At 39.9% G+C, this 18075-nt stretch carries 16 protein-coding genes; 2 read left to right on the top strand and 14 right to left on the bottom strand.

Features of this window, described 5'->3' with window-relative positions:
• Positions 1-569 precede the first annotated feature (569 nt).
• The 4 genes from V7783_RS14040 to V7783_RS14025 are packed head-to-tail and all read right to left on the bottom strand — an operon-like array spanning position 570 to position 7060.
• The gene (locus V7783_RS14040; protein WP_335679240.1) at positions 570-2975 is read right to left on the bottom strand and encodes a GNAT family N-acetyltransferase; all 2406 of its coding nucleotides are present in this window, start codon (positions 2973-2975) and stop codon (positions 570-572) included.
• Positions 2975-4168 (bottom strand): MFS transporter, encoded by a 1194-nt coding sequence (locus tag V7783_RS14035; protein ID WP_335679239.1) that lies wholly within the window; start codon positions 4166-4168, stop codon positions 2975-2977. The genes V7783_RS14040 and V7783_RS14035 overlap by 1 nt, the downstream gene beginning before the upstream one ends.
• Entirely contained in the window at positions 4165-5481 is a 1317-nt protein-coding gene (locus V7783_RS14030; RefSeq protein WP_335679238.1) for a lysine N(6)-hydroxylase/L-ornithine N(5)-oxygenase family protein, read from the bottom strand. The genes V7783_RS14035 and V7783_RS14030 overlap by 4 nt, the downstream gene beginning before the upstream one ends.
• A complete protein-coding gene (locus tag V7783_RS14025) occupies positions 5474-7060 on the bottom strand; it encodes a pyridoxal phosphate-dependent decarboxylase family protein (protein ID WP_335679237.1) in 1587 nt (528 codons plus the stop codon). Before V7783_RS14025 ends, V7783_RS14030 begins: the two co-directional genes overlap by 8 nt.
• Positions 7061-7173: 113 nt before the next feature.
• Between V7783_RS14025 and V7783_RS14020 the strand changes: the two genes are divergently transcribed.
• Both V7783_RS14020 and V7783_RS14015 read left to right on the top strand, forming a co-directional pair.
• Positions 7174-9276, top strand: coding sequence for a TonB-dependent siderophore receptor (locus tag V7783_RS14020; protein ID WP_335679236.1), 2103 nt, complete (start codon positions 7174-7176; stop codon positions 9274-9276).
• A 14-nt stretch (positions 9277-9290) separates the two neighbouring features.
• The gene (locus tag V7783_RS14015) at positions 9291-10049 is read left to right on the top strand and encodes a siderophore ferric iron reductase (RefSeq protein ID WP_335679235.1); all 759 of its coding nucleotides are present in this window, start codon (positions 9291-9293) and stop codon (positions 10047-10049) included.
• Positions 10050-10126: 77 nt separating this feature from the next.
• Here V7783_RS14015 and V7783_RS14010 read toward each other — a convergent pair whose 3' ends face one another.
• The 10 genes from V7783_RS14010 to atpG form a co-directional block, all read right to left on the bottom strand.
• Positions 10127-10720, bottom strand: a complete 594-nt coding sequence (locus V7783_RS14010; protein WP_335679234.1) for a DUF1240 domain-containing protein — start codon at positions 10718-10720, stop codon at positions 10127-10129.
• On the bottom strand, positions 10720-11307 hold the full coding sequence (locus V7783_RS14005; RefSeq protein WP_335679233.1) for a hypothetical protein: 588 nt from the start codon (positions 11305-11307) through the stop codon (positions 10720-10722). Before V7783_RS14005 ends, V7783_RS14010 begins: the two co-directional genes overlap by 1 nt.
• A gap of 37 nt (positions 11308-11344) precedes the next feature.
• Positions 11345-11935, bottom strand: coding sequence for a DUF1240 domain-containing protein (locus V7783_RS14000; protein WP_335679232.1), 591 nt, complete (start codon positions 11933-11935; stop codon positions 11345-11347).
• A gap of 54 nt (positions 11936-11989) precedes the next feature.
• Entirely contained in the window at positions 11990-12580 is a 591-nt protein-coding gene (locus V7783_RS13995; protein ID WP_335679231.1) for a DUF1240 domain-containing protein, read from the bottom strand.
• Positions 12580-13095: a hypothetical protein gene (locus V7783_RS13990; protein ID WP_335679230.1), complete on the bottom strand. Its 516-nt coding sequence runs from the start codon at positions 13093-13095 to the stop codon at positions 12580-12582. The genes V7783_RS13995 and V7783_RS13990 overlap by 1 nt, the downstream gene beginning before the upstream one ends.
• 77 nt (positions 13096-13172) lie before the next feature.
• Entirely contained in the window at positions 13173-13517 is a 345-nt protein-coding gene (locus V7783_RS13985; RefSeq protein ID WP_335679229.1) for a hypothetical protein, read from the bottom strand.
• A gap of 108 nt (positions 13518-13625) precedes the next feature.
• Positions 13626-14984, bottom strand: coding sequence for a bifunctional UDP-N-acetylglucosamine diphosphorylase/glucosamine-1-phosphate N-acetyltransferase GlmU (glmU, locus tag V7783_RS13980; RefSeq protein WP_335679228.1), 1359 nt, complete (start codon positions 14982-14984; stop codon positions 13626-13628).
• 343 nt (positions 14985-15327) lie between these two features.
• Positions 15328-15750, bottom strand: a complete 423-nt coding sequence (locus V7783_RS13975; RefSeq protein WP_335679227.1) for a F0F1 ATP synthase subunit epsilon — start codon at positions 15748-15750, stop codon at positions 15328-15330.
• Positions 15751-15763: 13 nt separating this feature from the next.
• Complete coding sequence (gene atpD, locus V7783_RS13970) at positions 15764-17149, bottom strand: F0F1 ATP synthase subunit beta (protein WP_064668236.1); 1386 nt, start codon at positions 17147-17149, stop codon at positions 15764-15766.
• 33 nt (positions 17150-17182) lie between these two features.
• Entirely contained in the window at positions 17183-18043 is an 861-nt protein-coding gene (gene atpG / locus V7783_RS13965; protein WP_064668237.1) for a F0F1 ATP synthase subunit gamma, read from the bottom strand.
• Positions 18044-18075 lie beyond the last annotated feature (32 nt).

Genomic DNA, 18075 nt, shown 5'->3' with positions numbered 1-18075 from the left:
GCTCAATGAATTCTGAATTTATTTAATATCTTTCGATATTGAATTGACTGTGCTGCAATTCTTTTCTTAAGTAAAACCTAAGTAAGTTATTGCTGTTGGTCACTCAGTTTCAATTGAGACTCTAAATTTTTTGCCTCGCTTAGCGAACTAAGTTTGGCTGTTAGAACTCAATCTGTACGAGTGCCCACACAGATGATTGCTTTATATTGTTAAAGAACGTTTGAGTTGCCTTAGCGACTCAAGGGAAGCGAATCTTACGCTTTCCTATTTTTTTGTCAATACTTAATTTTTAGTTTCTTAATAAAAGATTTCAAAGCTAAGTTTTACTCGACTTACTTACCGTTTGTTCAGCGCTTTTCATTGCTGCCTGCCGGGTCAGTGGATGCGCATTATAGGGATATTCTTGAGGCCGTCAACGCTTTATTTCAGTTTTATTAAATTAATTAAATATTTGTTCAAAAGGCATACAAACAAGGCCATACAGCTCTATTTTCGCTTAAATTATCAGCTATGAGAACAATCAAGCTGCGCATACAGACCCGATCCATCTCATAGCTAAATAGTAATTATTAAATAATTACACTGTTATCTTTTTTAATGGGATTAAATACAGCTATCGGATTGATTAGTTTTCCTTCAAACTTTAGATTTTTTGCCGGATCAGCCAAATCTATCATTTGTTGGTTATTGCTTAACTGCAACCGGTTTAAACAAGACAGTGTAAAATCAGCACTAAATAGGTCGTACTTAGTAAACTTCTCTTTTAACTCTGGATGAGATTGCTGGTAACTAATTACACACTCTGAAACTTGTTGCCAAAAGTCTCGTTCTGAATAGTCGTTTTGCTGATCAAGGATATCGGCCACGAACCTAAAGAAACAATCGAACACATCAGTAAAAATTGACAGCACCTTTAATTCATCGGGCACATCGACTGTTAAACGTTGAATATTGTCAGCCAGAACTAAATCTTTATTTAAGATAGCTATTTCTTCGGCAATATCTTTCATGATTGCTTTGACTGGAATATTGTCCTCAAGTAATAGAATCAAGTTTTCACCATGAGGCATAAAGACTAAGTCATGGGAGTAAAAACAATGAAGGAGTGGATCTAAGTATGATTTTAAATATTTAGCAATCCAAGTATGGGTATCAATCTGTGCTGATTTAATTAAAGCAGGTAATAGTGCTTGGCCTTGATTATCGATATGCAGCAGCGACGCCATGGTCATTAAGCGTTGGTTGCTCTTTAAGTTAGGCATTGGGCTCTCACGCCAAAGTGCAGAGAGCATTTTTCGATATGGACTGTATTGATCGGTTGCGGCCTCTAAAGCGTGATTATAATAACCAATAGCAGCCACCTCTCGCAGTATCGTAAATCCTGAGTCAGCTAAATATGGATCTTGTGATACAACCTGCGCCACCCAATCATTTATGGCCGGTGTTGCACTCATATAATAAGGTGATAGGCCTCGCATAAACCCCATATTCAAAATAGACAGTGCGGTCTTAACATACCGTTTATGTGGGTGTGTTTTATTGAAAAAAGTACGAATAGACTGCTGCGGTTGATATTCATCTTCACTGTATCCTAAGCAGACCAAATGTTGATCAGCAATATCGTTAGAGAATAACGACGCGAGTTTATTAAACCACTGCCAAGGGTGAACGGGGAAAAAGAAGTAATCATCACTATTCACTTCACGCGCTAATAGCTTTTGTTTAAATGACTCTATGGTGTGCTGTGATAGTTCTTGCGTTATGAGTATTTGATAATCTAAATCATCGGTGGTCGAAAATACCACTCTATCTTTATGCGCACCTAGCCAAACCAACTGTAAGTGCGCGCCAGTCTCAGGCGCATATTGGCGATAATCATTGGTATCAAAACCGATCCGACCATTATTTGCGATAAAGCAAGGATGACCTTCCGTCATCGCACTCTCTACTTGTTGAAAATCGGCGGTGGTGAGTTGCTCAGCAGTCAATGCTGGCAGCTGATGCTTGTAAGCACTGCCATATAATGTACTGGCTATTTCTTCTAAATAAGTGGGCAACATAGCTTGGCTGATACCTAAACTATGTTGTAACTCACAAATAAAGGCGATTGAATCAAGCTCGGCCACTTGGTTATCGATTTGTTTCTCGATTGAGTCTGCTGCTATATGCCAGTGATTCAAACTACCCAACTTGGCTTTAAAGCGATAAACGATGTTTTGTTTATCTGTACTTAGCTCAAAATATTGCCAATCTGCATCTTCATTGGTCAATTGTGGTTTTATTAATCGCTCATGGGCAAACTCACTTAAGGCTTTGCGAACATGCAACCTATTTACATGTCGCCATAGCTCTGGGGTTAAATGACTTACGGCTTGCTCTGGGCTCAAGGGAATGTGCTTCATAGTAGTATTATCCTTATTTAATGCGTGATAGAAGTCATCACGAGTACAAAATGCGAGATGAGCGGTTTTATGCGTTAACTTCACCGCTGATTGATAACGAAAACCGGCTTTAGTATTTAAAGAATGGATTTTGTTATTGCGAATATCGGGTTCAACAATAACGCGCTGATTTTTGTCATTAGCAAAAATGAAATTCATCACCAATTGAAACACCGACCAAGTAAAGCCATGCACCTTGTTATTGCTTTGAGCAATCAGAATGTGCATACCAATATCACCTGCTTTGACGGGGTAATGATCACCTATTTCATCTAATTGAGGTTCATATAACTCAACTAAAAAACACGCGCTATTGTTTGCGTAGCCGATATAAATATCGCTGCGCGCTAACAAGCTTTGATACTCTTGCTGTAACTGAGCAATAGTGAACTCTTGCATCCCCCAAAACTGGGCATGAGATTGAGTAACCCACTGATGGATCAATGCTAAGTCTTGCTTTAAGTTAAGCGGCCTTAAACTAAGCATGGCTATATTAGTAAATTGCTGACAAAAAACGGGGGGTGAATTAGACATTACTGAGCCCTCGATGTTGTGCCTTGATAGGCTGAACAGACATGGCGTTTAGTTTGCTTACTTAGTAACCATAAGCACAGAGCGGATAGAGTAAGCCCTGCAGCGGCAATCCAAAACGGCATCACTAGGCCATAATCTTTCACCAGTACACCAGCAAAGTAAGAGGCCAATAGCACACCTAAACTTTGGCAAAAGCTGACTTTGCTAAAGTCTTGGGCATATTTGTCTGGCGTACTTACTTGGTAAAGCAGCAGGTCAAGACGCACAATGATGATAAATAGTGATAAACCAAACAGACAACGCCCAGCAATCACCACCAAATAGGCTGGACTTGCTTGTAATGCAACACCGGTGATGATCAATATAAAGACAATTAATAAGTTAATGGGTCTGGTATTTTTCTTTTGTCGCCACTGATCAAAGCAAAGCGCAAGCAATGCCATAAAAGCAGGGATAGAAAACACCATACTCGCGAGAACGATATTTGCGTTATCGCTCATACTTTGCCAATACGCAGCAAAAAAAGGTCTGATCAAAAAAGCACTGAAGTAAAAGCACAGCATAACAATGCCAAGCTGATAAATAGGCCAGCGAGTTGATGGCATAGCCGATGCGACTACAGGCTCAGGCTGCTGTTTACTCGGTGCTAACTTGATAAGATAAGCGCACACTAAGACCTGAGTAAAATCACTCAATGCCATAATTAAAAATGCCGCCTTAGCTGGCAATGCCGATAACACCACACCACCAGCAAGTGCGCCAAGTATGCCGCCAAAGTGCACCACCACACTGAGCGTTGCAATAGTGGTAACGTGCTTGGTTTTTTCTTCTAAGCTCATTAAGTACGGATAAACTAATAAGTAACTCGCTTTAAAAGCAAACATTGCCATTGAGGTAAACCAAAACCAACTTAAGTCGTTTGCAAAAAAACTACTTAAGCTGAATATACCCGCCGCGATTTGACTGTATACCAACAGTGGTAACACATGAATATATTTGCTAATGAAAGCCCAAATAGGGAAGCACACCATGACTACAAAACAGCTAGCAGCAAGATAAGTACCCACATAAGCAGGATCGTTGATAGCAAACACAGTACGAAAAAATGTAGGATAAAACGGTAGCAACATTGAATCACTGATCACTGCAAATACCGTTATCGCAATCAACAAGATTTTAAATTGCTTACTCATGCGCGAAACTGCTTTATTTCATCGCAAAACTCAGAGTTAGGTGCAGCAAATTCCTGAAAAGCAATTTTGCGTTCAATCGGGTAATGCTCATGTCCGGTGATCGCGCGAATAATGCAAGAATTTCGATAACACGCCATGCCTAAATCGGGTGTGACAAAACCATGAGTATGCTGTTCAGCGTTTTGTACAAAAATACGTTGATGCTGTTTATCAATAGAGTAATTACGGCCTACTTGATACAGGCCGTCGGCATCACTATCAATACAATGGCTAACTCCAGCTAGAAAGCTTGGCTGATAAGGCTGATAACCCGTGGCAAAAATAATGCTTTGCGTGTTTATTGAATAACATTGCTGTTGCTCGGTTTGCTCTAAATTCAGCTCATAACCTCCTACATGGCTGTGGTGCGTCATATCGATAAGCGCAGAATTTGTGTGTAGGCTAACAGGCAATTTAGCTGTCAGCCGTTTGCTATACAGTAAATCAAAAATATTGTTGATCAGCTCGCTATTAATCCCTTTGTAAAGGTTATGCTGGCGGCGGTTTAACTGCTGACGTTTTTGCTCAGGTAATTGATAAAAATAATCAACATACTCTGGCGAGGTCATTTCTAGCGTTAGCTTAGTGTATTCCAGTGGGTAAAACCGCGAAGAACGAGTAAGCCAATTAAGCTGATAATTATGTTGATCGATGTCTTGCAACAAATCATAAAAGATTTCAGCGGCACTTTGCCCGCTACCAATAATAGTAATCGATTGCTGCTGCTGTAATTGGCTTTTATTCGCAAGGTAATGACTGGAATGAATAATTCCCTCTTGCTGTATAAACTCCTGCGCACACTGTGGGTGGCGAGGCACAGGACCAGTACCTAATACTAAGTGTTTGGCCAAATAAACTTGATCGCATGTTTGTACTATATAGATATCACTATCTTGGCTGTACTCAACATGCTGAACCTCTGAATTAAAACGTAGATTAGGCAACTGCTGAGTAGCCCATTGGCAATACTGATTATATTCTTGGCGTAGTAAGAAAAAGTTTTCTCTAATATAAAAAGAATACAATCTACCTTGCTGCTTTATGTAGTTTAAAAAACTATAAGGGCTAGTAGGATCGGCAAGCGTTACCAAATCAGACATAAACGGCGTTTGTAAGCTGACCTCTGGAAGCATCATGCCTGGATGCCAATTAAATTCTGCATTTTTATCTAAAAAGAGGCTACTTACTCCTTCAAGCGGTGCGGTTAAACAGGCAAGGCTTAAATTAAATGGCCCAAGGCCAATACCAATCACATCATAAATAGGCTTATCCATAACTAACTTCCTCCAGTTTAATACTTAAAGAAGTTGACTCATTGGCTAAATCACTCGCTAGATATTGATACCCATATTGCTTTATAAGCCGAACAACATGCTGAATATCACTGATAGTCGTTGCACAGTTTAGTAAGGTGAATTTTAAGTATTGCTTATCTGCCACCTTAGTTGCGGCTATTAAAGCATCGCCTTGGCGGGACAACTGCTTACGAATGAATTTATTTACGTCGTCCAAATCTGGGTTGCTGCTACCGCCATCACCAATAAAGCGAAATACCAAGGTACTTAACTGTGGCTGATGAATAATTTCAATATGCGCTTCAGAGGCTAATAATAGATAAGCCTGTCGTGCTAAATGCATCACTTGCTCAAATGCTAAGCCAAGATTTTTTGCCCCGACTGTACGCAATGAAAACCATAACTTTAATGCGTCAAAACGTCGTGTGGTTTGGATGCTCTTATTGCATAGGTCTGGCGTGCCTGCTTGCTGCTGGCTCAGTGGATTTAAATATTCAGCATGATAAGTGACAACCGACAGGTGCTGTTTATCTTTAACAAAAAATGCACTGCAACTTACCGGTTGAAAAAATGATTTATGGTAATCAATCGTCACTGAATCCGCATATGCGATCCCCGCTAACTTATGGTTGTTATTAGGTGTTATTAATAAACCGCCACCATAGGCCGCATCAACATGAAACCAAGCGCCGGTTTGCTCAGCAATAGCGGCTATTTGCGCTAACGGGTCTATACTGCCAAAGTCTGTAGTGCCCGCAGTAGCAACTATGGCCATAACAATATCGCCCTGTTGCTGACTGTGTTCGATTGCCTGATTTAACGTAGTAATGTCCATTCTAAAATATTCATCACACGGTACGCTTACCACGCTATCGTAGCCAAGTCCTAAAATAGCTGCCGCTTTTTGAATACTAAAATGACTAACTTCTGAGGTAAAAATTTTTAACCGTTTAAAGTCCTGTGGTAGCCCTTGCTGTTTATTTATATGTCCGCTGTGTTGCTGACATTGAAAATCACGTGCGAGCAACATCGCCATTAAGTTAGATTGCGTGCCACCACTGGTAAACACGCCATCTGAGAGCTCACCAAGGTTCAGTTTTGATAACGTCCAATCGACAATGCTTTGCTCGATGAAGGTCGCGCCACCACTTTGATCCCAGGTTTCAACGGCTGTATTTATCGCTGTAGCCATTAATTCAGCAAGAATGCTTTGATAAACAATAGGACAATTTAAGTGAGCGAGGTAACGAGGATTATTGAAATAAACAGCATCTTTGAGATACAGCTGAGTCACCTCAGTAAGCGCTTCTTGTATATCAAAGAGCGGCTGATTTAGATCAATATCAGCAAATTGTTTGGCCAGCTCGTGAGGAAAAACCCCGCTAAATGGCTTTTTTTGCTCACCAATAGTTTGCGCCAACAACTGTACGACTTGCTCGACACCTATTTTAAACTTATCTAGATTTTCTTTATTAAACATTGAATTAAGCATTGAGTTAGCTTCGTGATTAGAAGCTTGTTGCTGTGCATCTGCGAGCAACACATTTAACTGAACCATGAGCACGATCACCTTTAGTTGAAAACAATTGATAAATCTAAATGAGAATGTATACTAATCGCGTTTCTGATTCAGTGTCAATGTTTAAATAACGTAAAAATTAAGGAGTGATTGTGTTAAAAAAATCAATGTTTGGGCTATCAGCCATTTCATTATGCATATTCAGCAACAATGGTGTGGCTGCAGAAGTAGCGATAGACGATGACATAGAAAATATAGCCGTGTACGGCAAGAGCTATCGTTCAACAGGCACTAAATCGAGCTTAACGCCGATTGAATCGCCTATGAGCTTTGAAGTATACGACAGTAAATTACTAGAGTTACGCCAAGTAGATACAGTGAATGAAGCACTGCGCTATGTATCAGGGATCACGCCTGAAAATCGCGCCACAGTGACTATTTTTGATCAATATACGATTCGTGGTTTTGAAAGTTATCGTAATTTTTACGATGGTTTACCACTGCAATACAACCTGGTTTATAACTTAGCGCCGCAAGTCGATGCATATGCGACGCAAAGTGTCGAAATTTTAAAAGGCCCAGCTTCTGTTTTATATGGCTCTGCACCTCCTGGCGGTATGGTTAACCAAACGGCTAAAACCCCACAAGCTCTTTCTGAGCATAACTTTAGAGCCCGAATTGGTACTAATAATTTGGCGGAGCTGGCTGTAGATAGCACAGGCGCTATTACCGATGGTGTGAATTATCGCTTTATTGCCCTTGCTCGTAGTCGCGATGGTCAACAACAAACCACAGAAGAAGAAAGAATTACCATCGCCCCTTCCGTAACTTTTGATATTAGCGAGCAAACTAGCTTAAACCTGAATTTATATTATCAAGATGATCCGAAAATGGTGCCATCAACAACGCTTCCCGCTAGAGGAACTCTTTACGATGCTAGTTATGGAAAATTGGATTCGAATGCATATGCTGGCGATAAAAACTGGGCCGAGTTTGCCCGTGAAGTGACGATGATCGGTTATAAATTGAATCATGAGTTTTCAGACTCAATGTCATTTTTACAAAACTTCCGCTACACCAATGCAGATGCCACGCAACAAAATAGTTATGACTTCGGTTTAGCTGATGCAGATAAAGTATTAACCCGTACTGCGTATAAAACCATTGAGGACGGTGAAGGCTTTGTAGTTGATAACCAACTCGCTGTGCAATTCACTTTAGCAAACACAAATCACAACTTATTAATTGGCTTTGAATACCAAACCCTTGATTCAACGTTTGACTATGCCGATACCTTTGGTGCTAGTACCCCAAGCTTAGATTTATCAAATCCTGATTACACACAGTTTAATGATGATACCACTGGCGCTTTAGATACTTATCGTCAATTTAGTCGTTTAGAGCAATCACAACGCGGTTTTTATTTACAAGATGAAATAAAAATCGATGCACTAACAGTGATTGCGGGCCTACGCTATGATAATTACTACAGCTTAACCGACACCTTGATAAGTGGTGCCACCAGCAACCAAGAGATCGATCAAAGCGATACCACTTTCCGCATGGCGGCGATCTATACCTTTGACAATAACCTTGCTCCTTATGCAAGTTACTCTGAGTCATTCGAACCAACGTCTGGAGTCGATACGTTAACTGGCCAAGCATTCAAACCAACTACCGCAGAGCAAATTGAAGCGGGGGTGAAATATCACAATAATGATTCAAGCACTAAAGTAACCGCAGCATTCTTTGATTTACGCAAACAAGATGTAGTGGTCAATACTCCTGACTTTATGCAGTACACTCAAAATGGTGAAGTGCAATCTAAGGGTTTTGAGATCAGTGTTTATCAGCAACTCACCGACACGCTTGATGTTACTGTAAATCTAACGGATATGGATGTTGAGGTAATAGATAATCCACAAAACCCAGCATTAGAAGGTAAAACACCTATTTGGGTAGCAGAACAACAAGCCTCAATGTGGTTAAATTACTTCTTTAACGATGCACTGGAATTTAATGGCGGCGTACGTTATGTCGGTGAAAGTCAGTTAGATGCCTTAAATTCCGAAACAGTACCGGGTTATACCTTGTTTGATGCTGCCGCTAGCTATCGATTTAACGACAGCTATAAAGTCGGTTTAGCCGTCAGTAATTTAACTGATAAGCGCTATGTGGGAGCCTGTTTTGATATTACTAAATGCTGGATGGGCGCAGAGCGAAGTGTAGAACTTAGTTTAAATGCCTCATTTTAAGATTTACTTTTATAATGAATCTTGAGCAACCCGCCCTTAGCAAGCTGTTAGCGCTTGCTAAGGGCTACCACAGTGCTTTAAAAACACCTGAACTGAATGACAACAATCAAGCAAGCCATTGGCTTGATAAAGAATCGAGCACTGCGCTTATCAAACAATTGCACCAGTATTGGCAGCATCAATACCCCAGCGCTGGGCGTAGCTATTGGGCAATAAAAAGTTGGGGCATGTTATATTGGCAACCGCTCTATTTAGCAATCATCAGTGTACATGAACTCACTATGAGCTTTTCTTTACAGCCGGTGCAACAACACTACCAACAAGGCGTTATCGCAGGGTTACAACTACCCTCTATAAAAGCGCAGCACCATCAAAGCCAGCAGCAGGCTATAACAATTATGGCTGCCCACTTAAAGCGCTATGTTGTTAAATTACTCGCTGAATTAAACTGCGTTACACGGCTTAATGAGCGTTTGGCCATGTCCTTACTTGCTGACACACTATTAGCAATATTACTAATTCATGCACAGCGAAAGCCGCCGTTTAATATTCAAGTCATGGCAGCGCACTGGTTGCGTGCTCTTGATATCCCAGAGGCGGGAGAGTTTATTATGCTTACAGCTTGCTCAGACTCATTAGCGCTAATGCGAAAAACATGTTGTTTGCACTACCAAATAGGTGATGCTGCAAAATGCGCTAACTGCCCAAAACAGCCTCAGCAACTTAAAGTTCAACGGATGCAACAGGAGTTAATTACAGCATGCTACAACTAAATAAACAGCAAAAGCGAGTATAAACTCGCTTTTCTAATCATTTGAGTTTACTCAATGATATTAAGCTTGATTAAATATTAACGACTTTGTTCAGCTCTGGTTTTTTGTATAAAAACTTCTAGAGTGTTAAGAGTTGGCTCAATGCCTTTTTCATTATGCATTTCAAACCAATCATAGATATCACTAATGATTACAGAACCATCTTGTAAACATAACTCATCATTTTTTAACCAAACATCAGGAGCAATCGCTGAAGGAGCTGTATACCAATTACAAAAAACATAACCTTTATCTTCTAATGTTGATTCTACAAAATAATTAAAAGGAATAACTCCAAGAGCCATAAATAAACAACTTAAAATTCCGCTTTTCATGGTCAACTTCATGGACAATTTAAAGCTAAAATTAAGTAAAAATTGAAATGTCGCGATCAGAAAATAAAACCAGAAAGGAAGGAAAGAAGCCAGCAATATTCTTCCACTGCTCTCTTTAAGAAAAAAAGAAGTACTGTCATCATCTAAAAAAAGTAACCGAAACTCAGAGTAAAATGTAACTGTTACTAGATAGATCCCCCCTAAAATCAAAAAAAACAGACATATCTTAGAAAGTATCTCCTTTCTTCGTGCCTCTTTGAACTTGAGTTCCAAAGGCTTCCACTCTAAAAGCTTCATTAGTTATAAGTCTTATTAAAGTTTAAAGTTGGCACACCAAAAAGTCCCTTTATAAAATCGACTGGACTATCTTTATAGTCTTTCTCTAATTTTTGTATTTGATTTCTAATTCTAACCTTACCTGCTTGAATGTTTTCTTCACAAATATGTAGATGTTGAGCTAAGTAGTCAACATAAACAGTCGTATCACGAAAAATCCACGCAACTAGAAAACCAACAGCAACAATAATTACCAATGGAGCTATTGCAGATCCAGCAATCAATGAACCCCCCAATGCTATTACTCCTGAACTAATTCCAATAGCAGCTCCAACTACTGCCATATCAACAGCAATTCCAGCAACTAAGTCATGCCATGTTTTTTGGTCATTTAAAACCTGGTCGATTGCATGAAATGTCACTGAAATAATTAAACTAATAACGAAGCCGGTTTTCATCGCTTTGGCAGCTTCGAGCTTACCCACTCCTATAGTGAACAGCTTAGGGTTACTCGCCAAATAACGGGTACCTGTAAGGTGAGCGCGTATTCCAGGATAAGAGTCAATTATGACTGTGGGTAGCCATTGCAAAATTTTGGCTGTAGACATCTCGAACATATAGCCGAATTATTAGGTCTGCTTTATTTTATCTACCAAGTTCCATTCTTGTCTTTTTAATAAAAGCCTCTAATTCATTTAGAGTCGGTTCAGTTCCTTGCTCATTATGCATTTCAAACCAATCATAGATATCACTAATGATTACAGAACCATCTTGTAAACATAACTCATCATTTTTTAACCAAACATCAGGAGCACGAACTGAAGCACCAGTGTACCAATTACAATAAATATAGCCTTTGCTCTTTAAATTAGCCTCTACAGCTAAATTGATCGGGATTGATAGAATTAAAAAAGCAATTAAGCCTACAACTGCACTTTTAAATGCATTAATTAAAGTTAATTCTATATCAAACCCCAAAAAGCGTTGTAAGGTCGATAAAAACGTTAAAAATAAGCAAGGTAATAATAAAAAAGATAGAAGTATAGTGGCTTGCTCTTTTATAAAAAATTGAGGCTGACTAACTAAAAATATAGTTTCCACTTCGGAAAAAAAGTTTAAGGCTATTTTATAGCACAGTCCTCCACTAACAATTAACAAGAAAAAAATAGATGCGATTTCTTTCATATTTGTAAGAGATAACTTTTTATCTGCTTTTTTCCATGCTAAAAATTTCACAAGTTATAAGTCCTAGCTTTTTGAAAATAGCCGAATTATTAGGTCTGCTTTATTTTATCGACCAAGTTCCATTCTTGTCTTTTTAATAAATGCCTCTAATTCATTTAGAGTTGGTTCAGTTCCTTGCTCATTATGCACTTCAAACCAATCAGCTATATCACTAATGATTACAGAACCATCTTGTAAACATAGTTCATCATTTTTCAACCAAACATCAGGACCTCTAAAAGATGGACTAGTATACCAATGACAAAAACTATAACCCTTTCTTACTAATTTAGACTCGATATAAAAACTATTAGCAATAGATAAAACTATATATAGCGGTATTGCCCAAAGCATAAGTTTTACCATTAGCTTAATTGTTTTCTCGTTGCGATAATTCAACACCCTTTGAAAACCGGCAATTGTCATTAACACAGGAAATGGCGCCATTGCTATTATTGGAGCCAACAAGCCAATTTCTCTAATATAATAAAGCGAATCATCAAAATAAACATTTTCAACAAACCCGTAATAAGAAAAATAAAATAAAGTCGTCGAAAATAAAACAAAAATAACCAAGCCAATAACAACTGTTAACTTATGTTCAAAAGTTTGCTCTAAGAAGCGTTCTTCAGATTTTTGCCATTCTAAAATAGACATTAATTGTACTCATTTTTATTGCGATTGATATTTATTGTTGGGACTCCAAACAGAGAATTAAAAAAAGCATAAGGATCTTCACTAAAACCCTTCTCTAATTTTTTATTAACCTCAATCATCTCAGAGCGAAGATTGCTTTCAAGTTCTCGCAACTTATAAGCAATGGCATCCGCAATAGGATCTGTTGAAAAAACCATAGTTAAAGCAGTAAAAGCTATACCTACACTGACAACAATAAGGAGAGGTATTGCAGCAGTAGTAACAATCACGGCCCCAGCAAAAGCGGTTGCAAAATACGTCACTGCAAATGTTGTAGCTATAGCAGCTCCAACCACAGCCATATCAACAGTAATTCCCGCCACTAAGTCATGCCATGTTTTTTGATCATTTAAAAGCTGATCAACAGCATGGAATGTCACTGAAATTATCAAGGTGAGAGCAAAGCCGGTTTTCATCGCTTTGGCTGCTTCGAGCTTACCCACCCCTATAGTGAACAGCTTAGGGTTACTAGCCAAATAACGGGTACCTGTAAGGTGAGCGCGTATTCCAGGATAAGAATCGATTATGATCGCGGGTGAGCCATTGTAAATTTTTATTTTAAACTTACCAAAGCATTACCTTGGCGCTGCATTGCAGCCGCTATTATGGCTAATGACTTCATATCATCAAATAAAGGGTAAAGACCTGCGCCTGTTTTTAAAGGATCTTTTATTCGCTCCCAAATACTCGATGCTGAGTTATGCTGTGCTAATACACCATCAATCCAGTCAACCGCTTCAGAACGAGATTTACCTTGTTTCATCTTTACAGAAATAATGTAATCAGCAAACTCTGCTGAATTCATTAGTAATAGAGTATGGTTGTTACCAGCAAGAAGCGTTTTTATTTGGTGTTGGCGTTGTCTTTGCGCAATTGCACGACGAGCATGAGCAGACATAGTAAATCCTTATTGTCTATTGTTAATCCATTAATTAGTCATTCTAGCGGCTTTAAAAATTATGACAATAAAAGCGAGCTAATAAAACTCGCTTTTAGGTACTTAGGCTTACTTTTTAACTGGGCGTTTCCAACCGGTTAAGTTACGCTGTTTTGAACGCGCGATGGCTAGCTGTTCATCTTCAACGGTGCTAGTGATCACTGAACCTGCACCAATGGTGGCTGTTGCACCAATATTCACTGGGGCAACCAGTGATGAGTTAGAGCCAATAAAGGCATTATCACCTATGATGGTTTTAGATTTATTCACGCCATCGTAGTTACAAGTGATAGTACCGGCGCCAATATTAACTTTTTCACCAATTTCCGCATCACCTAAGTAAGAAAGATGATTTGCTTTAGAGCCTTTGCCTAAACGGGTTTTTTTCATCTCAACAAAGTTACCAATGTGCGAGTCTTCTTCCATAATCGCACCTGGGCGCAGGCGAGCATAAGGGCCTAACGTACACTTATCGGCTACGCTAGCATCCTCAATTAAGGTATTAGCTTTAATAATTACGTTATCGCCAATAGTACAATTTTTAAGTACACAGTTAGGGCCCACTTCAACGTTGTTACCAAGGGTAACTTTACCTTCAAAAATAACGTTTACATCAATTAGTACATCTTCACCCGTTGTCACTTCGCCGCGTACATCAATGCGAGCAGGATCAGCCAGTGTTGCACCGTTTAACATTAATTCTTCTGCTTGCCATGCTTGATAAGCACGCTCAAGGCCTGCAAGTTGTACGCGGTTATTTGCGCCCTCAACTTCCATCGGGTGATCTGGTTGTGCTGAGCTGATCTCAACACCTTCACTGTGCGCCATGGCGACTATATCTGTGAGGTAGTATTCACCTTGCGCGTTTTCGTTAGATAAGTTGCCTAACCAGCTTTTTAATAGCTTGCCATTTACAGCCATGATGCCAGTGTTTACTTCGTTAATAAGTAACTGCTCTGGGGTTGCATCTTTTTGCTCAACAATCCCTACTAGCTTGCCATCAACACGTAACATGCGGCCATAACCATTAGGGTTAGCTAAATTTACAGTAAGCACGGCTAAGCCGTTTTCAGGTGTGGCAGCGAGTAAACGCTCAAGGGTTGATTGCTTTGTTAATGGTACGTCACCGTATAAAACCAATACAGTGTCTTCATCATTAATATGTGGGTTTGCTTGTGCCACTGCATGGCCAGTCCCAAGCTGCTCAGCTTGAAGTACCCATTTTACATCGTTGTCAGCAAGTTGTTGTTGTAATAATTCACCGCCATGACCAAAAACTAAGTTAGTCGATGTAGCACCGAGTGCTTTAGCATTATCGATAACATGTTGCACCATAGGTTTACCGGCAACTTTATGCAATACCTTAGGTAAAGCTGAACGCATACGAGTACCTTTACCCGCAGCAAGAATCACTGTAGTCAGAGACATTAAAACAATTTCCTTCTTTCTTTGTTTTATGAAATGAGTAAGCGTTTGTAAATTCAAAAAAGATTGAGTAAGTCACATCATGTGCACTTACTCAGCAGCAATCTAGCAGTAGCCACTGAATCTAAGCTGAAATCATTATTCGCTTTATTTGTGACTATTGTAACGAGGATTGGTGAAGGATATAAGTAAAAACAAGGCTAAATACCGCTTAAAGTAAATAAAATCAATTTACGTAGGGTTAATCAAAAAATGACAACGTAATCATATTAATAATTTTTACGGTACTCATAAAACAGACACAAAAAAGCCCACATAAAGTGGGCTTTTAATAAACCGGATAGGCTTACTTATTACGTAATTGCTGAATAACGCGTAGCTGAGCGATTGCTTCAGCTAGTTGCATTGCTGCTTGGCTATAATCTAGCTCAGCAGAGGCACCTTGTGCCATTTGTTGTTCAGCGTCACGTTTAGCTTGTTCTGCAGCTTGCTCATCAAGGTCTTCACCACGAATTGCAGTATCTGCAAGTACGGTCACTATGTTCGGTTGAACTTCTAGTGTACCGCCAGCAATATAAATGAGTTCTTCTTCACCAAATTGCTTAACTAAACGTACCATACCAGGTTTAAGGGCAGTTAGTAGTGGAGCGTGACCAGCATTAACACCTAGTTCACCTTCACTACCACTTACTTGAATAGATTCAACTAAACCAGAAAATAAACTCTGCTCAGCACTTACTACGTCAAGATGTACAGTCATAGCTGCCATACTACCCTCCTAATTACATGCTTTTGGCTTTTTCTTGAGCTTCTTCGATAGAGCCAACCATGTAGAACGCTTGCTCTGGCATATCATCAAATTCACCGTTTAAGATGCCTTTGAAGCCAGCAATTGTGTCTTTAAGTGACACGTATTTACCCGGCGCTCCTGTGAATACCTCTGCCACGAAGAATGGCTGAGATAGGAAACGTTGGATTTTACGTGCACGAGATACAAGTTGCTTATCTTCGTCAGAAAGCTCGTCCATACCTAGGATTGCAATGATGTCTTTAAGTTCTTTATAACGCTGAAGAACTGTTTGAACGCCACGTGCTGTATCGTAGTGCTCTTGACCAATTACTAATGGATCAAGTTGACGTGAAGATGAATCAAGTGGGTCTACCGCTGGGTAGATACCAAGTGATGCGATATCACGTGAAAGTACTACTGTTGCATCTAAGTGAGCAAAGGTAGTTGCTGGAGATGGATCCGTTAAATCATCCGCAGGTACGTATACCGCTTGGATTGAAGTAATTGAACCAGTCTTAGTTGAAGCGATACGCTCTTGTAGTACACCCATTTCTTCAGCAAGTGTAGGCTGGTAACCTACCGCTGATGGCATACGACCAAGTAGTGCAGATACTTCTGTACCAGCAAGCGTGTAACGGTAGATGTTATCTACGAAGAAAAGTACATCGCGACCTTCGTCACGGAACTTTTCAGCCATAGTAAGACCAGTTAACGCTACGCGTAAACGGTTACCTGGAGGCTCGTTCATCTGACCGTATACAAGCGATACTTTATCAAGTACGTTTGAATCGTTCATTTCATGGTAGAAATCGTTACCCTCACGAGTACGCTCACCAACACCTGCGAATACTGAGTAGCCGCTGTGCTCGATTGCGATGTTACGGATAAGTTCCATCATGTTTACGGTTTTACCAACACCGGCACCACCGAATAAACCAACTTTACCACCTTTAGCAAATGGACATACAAGGTCGATTACCTTGATACCAGTTTCTAAAAGTTCTACTGAACTTGATTGCTCTTCGTAAGTAGGCGCTGCACGGTGAATAGACATACGGTCTTCTTCGCCGATTGGGCCAGCTTCATCGATTGGCTCACCAAGTACGTTCATGATACGACCAAGTGTTGCTTTACCAACTGGAACTTGAATCGCTTCACCTGTGTTTGATACTAATGCACCACGACGTAAACCGTCTGTAGTACCTAGTGCGATAGTACGTACCACACCGCCACCTAGCTGTTGTTGAACTTCTAGAGTCAAACCCGCTAAATCGCCATCTGTTACTTTTAGCGCGTCATATACGGCTGGCACGTTGTCTTGTGAAAACTCAATATCCACAACGGCACCGATAATTTGGACGACCTTACCTAAACTCATGTCTATTCCTCTCGTTAATCTTTGCCAGAAGCATTAAACTGCGGCTGAGCCAGAAACAATCTCACTAATTTCTTGTGTGATTGCCGCTTGACGGGCCTTGTTATAAACAAGCTGTAACTCATCCATAAGGTCGCCAGCGTTATCAGTTGCAGCTTTCATTGCAACCATACGGGCGGCCTGTTCAGAGGCAGCGTTTTCAACTACACCTTGGTATACTTGAGACTCAATGAAACGCACTAACAAAGACTCTAAAATAGCCTCTGGGTTTGGTTCATATAAGTAATCCCATGTGTAAGCAGATACTTCTTTTTCAGCTTTTGGCAAAGGGAGTAACTGATCTATCATTGGCTCTTGCTTCATGGTATTAACGAAGTTGTTATATACCAAGAATAAACGGTCAATTTTGCCTTCAGAGAATGCATCTAGCATTATTTTTACAGGACCAATAATGTCTTGTACTGAAGGTTTATCTCCTAAACCCGCTTTTTTAGCGAGTAGTTGACCACCAAAACGTTGGAAGAAACCAGCAGCTTTGCTGCCCAAAGTTGCAAACTCAGCGTTTACACCTTTTTCTTTCCACGCTTTAACATCTAGTGCAACTTTTTTAAACTCGTTAGAGTTTAAACCGCCACACAGACCACGGTCAGTAGAGATAACAATATAACCAACTCGTTTTACTTCACGCTCTTCTAAGAACGGGTGAGTAAAATCAAGATTTGCTTGAGCAACACGACCAATCACTTTACGTAATTTGTCAGCGTATGGACGGCTTGAAGCCACTCGTTCTTGCGCCTTTTTCATTTTAGACGCAGCAACCATTTCCATTGCGCTAGTGATCTTTTGAGTATTTTTAATACTGCCGATCTTGCTTTTAATCTCTTTTCCGCTGGCCATGACTCTCTCTCCGAATCAAGGTGTGCTTTAGC

The organism is Pseudoalteromonas sp. (genome assembly GCF_036960685.1).
Classification (GTDB): domain Bacteria; phylum Pseudomonadota; class Gammaproteobacteria; order Enterobacterales; family Alteromonadaceae; genus Pseudoalteromonas.
This window is presented reverse-complemented; position numbering and strand designations above follow the sequence as displayed.

Excerpts from the sequence above, each read along its gene's own strand:
- V7783_RS14040 (WP_335679240.1), bottom strand. The coding sequence starts at position 2,975 with ATGTCTAATTCACCCCCCGTTTTTTGTCAGCAATTTACTAATATAGCC.
- V7783_RS14035 (WP_335679239.1), bottom strand. The coding sequence starts at position 4,168 with ATGAGTAAGCAATTTAAAATCTTGTTGATTGCGATAACGGTATTTGCA.
- V7783_RS14030 (WP_335679238.1), bottom strand. The coding sequence starts at position 5,481 with ATGGATAAGCCTATTTATGATGTGATTGGTATTGGCCTTGGGCCATTT.
- V7783_RS14025 (WP_335679237.1), bottom strand. The coding sequence starts at position 7,060 with ATGGTTCAGTTAAATGTGTTGCTCGCAGATGCACAGCAACAAGCTTCT.
- V7783_RS14015 (WP_335679235.1), top strand. The coding sequence starts at position 9,291 with ATGAATCTTGAGCAACCCGCCCTTAGCAAGCTGTTAGCGCTTGCTAAG.
- V7783_RS14010 (WP_335679234.1), bottom strand. The coding sequence starts at position 10,720 with ATGAAGCTTTTAGAGTGGAAGCCTTTGGAACTCAAGTTCAAAGAGGCA.
- V7783_RS14005 (WP_335679233.1), bottom strand. The coding sequence starts at position 11,307 with ATGTCTACAGCCAAAATTTTGCAATGGCTACCCACAGTCATAATTGAC.
- V7783_RS13995 (WP_335679231.1), bottom strand. The coding sequence starts at position 12,580 with ATGTCTATTTTAGAATGGCAAAAATCTGAAGAACGCTTCTTAGAGCAA.
- V7783_RS13985 (WP_335679229.1), bottom strand. The coding sequence starts at position 13,517 with ATGTCTGCTCATGCTCGTCGTGCAATTGCGCAAAGACAACGCCAACAC.
- glmU (WP_335679228.1), bottom strand. The coding sequence starts at position 14,984 with ATGTCTCTGACTACAGTGATTCTTGCTGCGGGTAAAGGTACTCGTATG.
- V7783_RS13975 (WP_335679227.1), bottom strand. The coding sequence starts at position 15,750 with ATGGCAGCTATGACTGTACATCTTGACGTAGTAAGTGCTGAGCAGAGT.
- atpD (WP_064668236.1), bottom strand. The coding sequence starts at position 17,149 with ATGAGTTTAGGTAAGGTCGTCCAAATTATCGGTGCCGTTGTGGATATT.
- atpG (WP_064668237.1), bottom strand. The coding sequence starts at position 18,043 with ATGGCCAGCGGAAAAGAGATTAAAAGCAAGATCGGCAGTATTAAAAAT.